Source organism: Soonwooa sp. (assembly GCF_032062245.1).
Lineage (GTDB): Bacteria > Bacteroidota > Bacteroidia > Flavobacteriales > Weeksellaceae > Soonwooa.
Map to the genome: position 1 here is coordinate 1 of NZ_DAMBQF010000049.1, position 5913 is coordinate 5913.

Consider the following 5913-nt stretch of genomic DNA (forward strand, 5'->3'; position numbering starts at 1 on the left):
ATAAAATTGTGTTAATTATTTTAACATTTGTTGCACTAAATTTCTGAAACGGCGATAACATATCGCACAACGGAAAAAGTATTGGCGAAGTGCGGGCTTAATTTGAAAGAAACTTCAATTTCAGACCAATCGTAGCCAATATTTTATCAATGGAACTAAGTTAGAAAAAAATGTGGAATTGAAAAATATTGGCGGCTAAATATTGCAAAAAGTTCAATTTTTCCCTAAACCCCGCATTTTGCCAATACAATGTTATACGACGCCCTTTTTTAGCGGTATATTTGTTCAGTTAGCATTTCTTTGATATTCAAGTGTTGAGCATCTCTTATTGATTTTGCATTTTCTGAAACTAAATCAACCCAATCTGAAATTTTTCTTTTTTCAGTTGTTTTCATTTCCCAATATTCTGATAACTCCAAAGCAGAAATATCTACGATATTTTCTATAATTTTTGAAAGGTTTTGGAAAAGATTTAGGAAAATTCTCGGAACTTTAGTGTAAGTTTTTGACCCAATAAAAATATCTACTTTTCCTCCTGCTGTAAATAAATCACGGATATTTGGACAAACTATTGATTGTCTTGTTGCGAGCCAAATTGCAACTCGGTTAAACTTGTCGCTACGATTTCCGAAAAGTTCAGGAAAATAAATCATTGAACGATTTTTAATATCTTGTTTTTCACTCTGTGGTAAATTATTCCAAATCCGAATAACAATATTACTTGCAGTATTATTGCTTTCGCTATCCATCCACCAAAGCTCTTCTCCTGCTTTTAGTTTGCTTTTGTAGTAACTTACAATTGGCTTTATTGGATTTTCCTTTTTTCTCAAAATGTCATAAGGCATTTTTATCTTGTCAAAAATAGTTTTGCCTTGTTCCAAATTCATATCAATAAGATATCTTGGCGAATGTGTTACAACAACTTCCGAAAGAACTTCTTCGTAAGGACGACAACGAAATTCAATTGGTTCTGCTAATTTTGCAAAAAGCATAAAAATTCTTCCCACATCATTAACTCTTGTGCTTTCCAAAACGCTATTTCCTGTTGATTTCCAATGATTTTGAGTTGTAGTCTTGACCTCAATTCCATAATATTTTTTTGCAACAATATCGGGAAATTTTTGTCCCCCAATTAATTCAATAGAGTTTTCAAAAGGAGTTCCAACAGCAATTTCCGTCATTACATCTTTTACAAATGGCTCTAAATTTCTTCCTAAAAGTGTAGCTACTTTTTTTGAAGATTTTTTTGCATGTAAATTTAACTCTGTTATTGTTGAGCCTAATAATAAATCAAACTCACTTCTGTTTGGGTCTGAATTAACTGATACTATCATATTGTTTTCCAAAATATAAATCCCAAATTTTCTCTATTCTCGCTGCCAAATTATATGCTAAAAGTGGTGGAACTGCATTACCAATTATTTTATATGCTTGTGAAGGACTTACTAAAAATGAACCTTTTCTTCCATTTTTGTTTTCAATCACAAATTCATAGTCAGGCGGAAAGGTTTGTATTAACGCACATTCTCTTACGGTTAATCTTCTTTCTGCCAAACCTTTTCTCAGTTCTGATTCGTGTAAACCTCCATTTTCCTTTGAAAGTCTTCTAAATTCGATATTTCCGTGGTGTTCTGCACGAATTGTCGGAGAGATATTTGAAAGTTTTATTTCTGTCTGACCTTGGCAATGTTTCCCCATAAACTTTGCTCTTGAATATGATTTTTGAGAAAGGTCGTCCGAATTTTCAGGTTCTTCCAAACCTTTGAAAATTTCTTTTAATTGGACGAAAGGTTTTAAATTTTCTCCTGCATTGCTGTATGCGTGGGTTGGTTTTGGATACGGATTATAATTTTCAGAAATTATATCTTTTTGCAATTCAGCTAAAGCAGTTTTTGTCAATGCGGATTTTTTTATTCCTATAAATATTACTCTTTCTCTTGATTGCGGAACTCCGTAATCAGCCGAATGCAAAACTTGTGGATCAAGCACAATATATCCATTACCATTTGCAGAAGAAAAATCACTTTGAATAATAGATTTTACATCGCCAAGATTTACTAAACCCTTTACATTTTCTGCAATAAAAATTTTTGGCTGTGTAATCTCAATAACTTCTTTCATCCACATATAAAGTTGACCGCGAGTTTCTACCGAAGCAGTTTTATCGTTAATGAGTTCCCCTTTGTGATTTTTATGCGAATTAAAACCATTTCTTTTTCCGGCAAGACTGAAATCTTGACATGGAAACCCACCTGTCACAACATCAACATCTTCAGGAAAAACATTATTGCCGTTTTTATACATTTTTACTAAATCTACAATGCTGTCTTGATAAAAATTTTCAGCATTATGACCACGATTAGAAAAATAATTTACCCAAGCATTTCTTGCATCTGGCAAAATATCATTTGCAAAAACAGTTTTGAATTTTGTTTTTCTTAATTGGACAAAACCATTTTTAAGATTTTTTTCAATGTAATTAGGATTTAGAACTTCGTTCACCGAAGATTTTAAAACAGAAAAACCACCCTCAAAACCTAAATCCATTCCACCGCAACCTGAAAAAAGAGAAAGCACATTTAAGGTGTCTTTTTTCTTTTCGGTTTTTGGTTTGGAATAGTATAAAATCTCTAATTGAGGTTCTTTTACTACTAAATTTTCTCTATTTCTATCTTCATCAAACATTTTAAAAATTACAATTTTATTTTAATTCAAAGATAGAAATTATATGATAAATTATCGCATCTTGTAATTTTCTTTTTGTTTTAAAGCAGAATTTCGAATAGGGTGTCGTATAACGGGAAAGGGCTTTGCGAGGTGCGGGCTACTGTAACCGAAATTTCAAGAGGTGACCGAATGCTAGCAAAAACCATTTTCATTTTTTCAAATTTACAAAAAAAAATGAAATGGTTTTTTGCGGGTACTGCTTAAAAGTTTTCTGAGATTTCCTTCAATCCCGCATCTTGCAAAACCCATGTTAGCTGTAGTTGCTTTAAGGCATTAGTAAACGTTCAAACTTGTTGATGAAAGATTTAAAATAATCACAGTTTTCGTAAACTTTATCAAAATCTGATATTTCAAATATTTCACCATTATGGGATTCTGAATACTTTTTATGAAAACTATAAAGAAGTTCTTTAGGTTCTTTTACCAACATAGGGTTTTCATTATATTCAATAGAACAATTGTAAAATTTATTAAATGCTTCAATATCTGCCAAAATTAATGCTTCAATTTCCCAAATATTGAGAAGAAAAACAGTTTTTTTAACTTGAGTGCAACCTTTAAAAGATTTATAATAATTTTGCCTTTGTAAACGTTTTAATCTAAAGTCTTTTGTTAATAAACCATCAAGATCTCTAATGAAAATCACTATATCAGGTCTTTCTGTAATGCATTCTATACGAAGCTCTGTCTTTGTTTTTTGATTTTCTAAAGATGAGCCCGTAATTTTATTTCTTAGCAATTCAATAAAGTCAATACTACTATATCGTTTTTTTAATAAGTTTTTTATTGACTGAGTGTCTGCTGGAGCTTCGCCAACTAATCCAACTTTCATATTAATCCTCCAAATTTGAATTCAACCAAAAATCACTTAAATTCAAATCATCCATATATAATTTAGCTTTTTCAAGTTTTGCTTTGCTAAGCTTTTTTAATTTAGTTTGTCCATTTGACTTTGACGCTATAATTATTGAATCTAACTCATTTTTTTCTAATATATCTAATGATAGTGGAGAATGAGTTGTGATGATAATTTGATTATTTCTACTTTTCTCTTTTAAGAACCTCATTAATTGATAGAGTTGATGTGGATGAATACCTAATTCAGGCTCTTCAATGAAAATAATATTGAGGAGGTTTACTTCTGAATAATATACATTTATTTCAGAGATGAATATTTCTGAAATAATATAAAATAGTCTTTTAGTGCCGTCAGAAAGTTCATCAAAAGTAAACCATTTATTGTCAACAAAAAACTCTAAAAAAAAATTTCTTAAAACAATTTTGTGACTTTCGAAGTCGATATCTATATTAAAACTATCATTTATACGTAGGTCAAAAATTGGCGAGTATTCTCTCAGGAGATATCTTAATTCGTTCAAAAATTTTGTTTCTCCAAAGACACTTTTTTTATATTCTTCTCTCTTTTTATTGATGAATTTTTTGATGGAATCTTCCTTTTTAAGTCTATTGTTAAAATAATTTCCATTTAATAAATCCATATTAATTGTTGCAAAAAGCATTTTCTTAAAGAAAAGACTTTGATTATCAGCGTTATAAAGATTTAAAAAATTGTCGGATACATATTCATTCCATAATTCTATGTTAAGAGGTGACTCTATGATTGAATAATTTTTTGGAAGCCCGTGTTTAATGAAGATTGATCTTAAACTAATGTTATCCTCACTTAAATTTTTTGTAAATATTTGAGAACATTGACTTTCGTCTTCGACTGTAAATTCGCCAATAACTTTAGTTTTCTTGTTTTGTACTAATAATTTTCCTATAAAATTCGGATTAATTTTTTTAGGTTTAAATATATCAAAGGTTTTATTATCTTCTTTCTGAATTTTTGTTTGTATATTGGTTTTTTTTTCAAATGAGAATTTGTGATTGAACTCATCTCCCTTAATTTCAAAAGTGGCTTCAAAATTATTTGAATTCGAAAAGTCAAAGTTTAAAGTGTTATTTAAAAAAGTAATAAAATTTGTTTTTCCAACAGCATTTTTACCAATTAAAATATTTAAATTAGGTTCAAAATCAATTGATAATTCTTCAATTGATTTATATCCTGATAGTTTTACATATTTTATAAATTGTTTCATTAACACATCTATTTTAGATTTGCTAAAATAAGAAATTTTTATTGATGTTTTTAGAATTTATTTGGAAATCATTTTTGTTTGCAATTACAGCTAACGGAAAAAGTATTTGCGAAGGGCGGGCTAAATAGAACGAAAAGTTCAATTTCGACCGAACGAAGCAAATTGCTTTTTCAGATTGTTAAATTACAAAAAAATACAATATGAAAAGCAAGTTGCGACTAAAAGCAACTGGTAGTTCTATTATAAATTCAACCCCGCCTTTTGCAAATACTATGTTATACGACGTTTTTCTTTAATTTATTTTGTAAGTCATTAAAGAAATTCTCAAATTCAGGAAGTTGTTTTTTGTTAATCTGCGATTTTACAATTTTTAAGGATTTTTTTGGTGTTTTAAAAGTGTAATCGTCAGCATAATATTTTACTTCTTTTATTTCACTTAAATTAATTTCTTTATTTGGAATTGTAAATAGTTTTATTTTATCATTACTAATTTCAAAATATTTTTTAGAATATTCATAACCGAACATTGTCAAATAAAGCATACCGAGAACAATAAAAAGATAATGATTCCATCTCATATTTTCTTTATCAAAAAAATAACTTGTGCCAATAATTGTCCACAAAATTCCTAGAACTAAATTAATATATAACCTTTTGTTAGAGTAAGAAAATTTCATAATTGCCAAGTATTAATAATTTTTTTTACAGTTTGTTTTGGTGAATTTTCTGATAAATAAATAACAAAATCACCTTTTTGAGATTCAACATCGCTAGGAAAGCGATATAATCCGAAATCTATGCGCAATCTCTTTGAAATTATTGGAAAAATGACTTTTGGATGCTCATTCTTTCCATACTTTTTGAAATGTGCGTTAAAATATTTTATCCAAGATAAAATTCCCACAAATTCATCTTCAGTCAATTCAAATTTGGTTTCATCAAAAAATTTAATATCTTCAGGAAGTCTTTTTTGAATTTCTTTTATTTTATATTTTTTTGTCATTTGTGAGGGTTTTCATAAAATGTCGTATAACGGGAAAGGGCTTTGCGAAGTTACGCCAAAAACGAGGCTGCCATAGCTTTG

Annotated in this window: 6 protein-coding genes; all 6 read right to left on the reverse strand. The window is 29.0% G+C overall.

The genetic code is table 11. The features are described 5' to 3' along the window. Positions 1-269: 269 nt before the first annotated feature. Positions 270-1334 (reverse strand): hypothetical protein, encoded by a 1065-nt coding sequence (locus RT037_RS13535; protein ID WP_313032250.1) that lies wholly within the window; start codon positions 1332-1334, stop codon positions 270-272. After that, on the reverse strand, positions 1318-2685 hold the full coding sequence (locus tag RT037_RS13540) for a DNA (cytosine-5-)-methyltransferase (protein WP_313032253.1): 1368 nt from the start codon (positions 2683-2685) through the stop codon (positions 1318-1320). Before RT037_RS13540 ends, RT037_RS13535 begins: the two co-directional genes overlap by 17 nt. A gap of 307 nt (positions 2686-2992) precedes the next feature. Further along, on the reverse strand, positions 2993-3559 hold the full coding sequence (locus RT037_RS13545) for a DUF4276 family protein (protein ID WP_313032256.1): 567 nt from the start codon (positions 3557-3559) through the stop codon (positions 2993-2995). Between the two features lies 1 nt (position 3560). Continuing rightward, positions 3561-4829: an AAA family ATPase gene (locus RT037_RS13550; RefSeq protein WP_313032259.1), complete on the reverse strand. Its 1269-nt coding sequence runs from the start codon at positions 4827-4829 to the stop codon at positions 3561-3563. A 275-nt stretch (positions 4830-5104) separates the two neighbouring features. Continuing rightward, the gene (locus tag RT037_RS13555; RefSeq protein WP_313032262.1) at positions 5105-5506 is read right to left on the reverse strand and encodes a hypothetical protein; all 402 of its coding nucleotides are present in this window, start codon (positions 5504-5506) and stop codon (positions 5105-5107) included. Beyond that, on the reverse strand, positions 5503-5832 hold the full coding sequence (locus tag RT037_RS13560; RefSeq protein WP_313032265.1) for a hypothetical protein: 330 nt from the start codon (positions 5830-5832) through the stop codon (positions 5503-5505). The genes RT037_RS13555 and RT037_RS13560 overlap by 4 nt, the downstream gene beginning before the upstream one ends. Between the last annotated feature and the right edge of the window lie 81 nt (positions 5833-5913).

Bases quoted from the DNA above. Each gene is read 5' to 3' on its own strand.
- RT037_RS13535 (WP_313032250.1), bottom strand. From the start codon at position 1,334: ATGATAGTATCAGTTAATTCAGACCCAAACAGAAGTGAGTTTGATTTA.
- RT037_RS13550 (WP_313032259.1), bottom strand. From the start codon at position 4,829: ATGAAACAATTTATAAAATATGTAAAACTATCAGGATATAAATCAATT.
- RT037_RS13560 (WP_313032265.1), bottom strand. From the start codon at position 5,832: ATGACAAAAAAATATAAAATAAAAGAAATTCAAAAAAGACTTCCTGAA.
- RT037_RS13555 (WP_313032262.1), bottom strand. From the start codon at position 5,506: ATGAAATTTTCTTACTCTAACAAAAGGTTATATATTAATTTAGTTCTA.
- RT037_RS13545 (WP_313032256.1), bottom strand. From the start codon at position 3,559: ATGAAAGTTGGATTAGTTGGCGAAGCTCCAGCAGACACTCAGTCAATA.
- RT037_RS13540 (WP_313032253.1), bottom strand. From the start codon at position 2,685: ATGTTTGATGAAGATAGAAATAGAGAAAATTTAGTAGTAAAAGAACCT.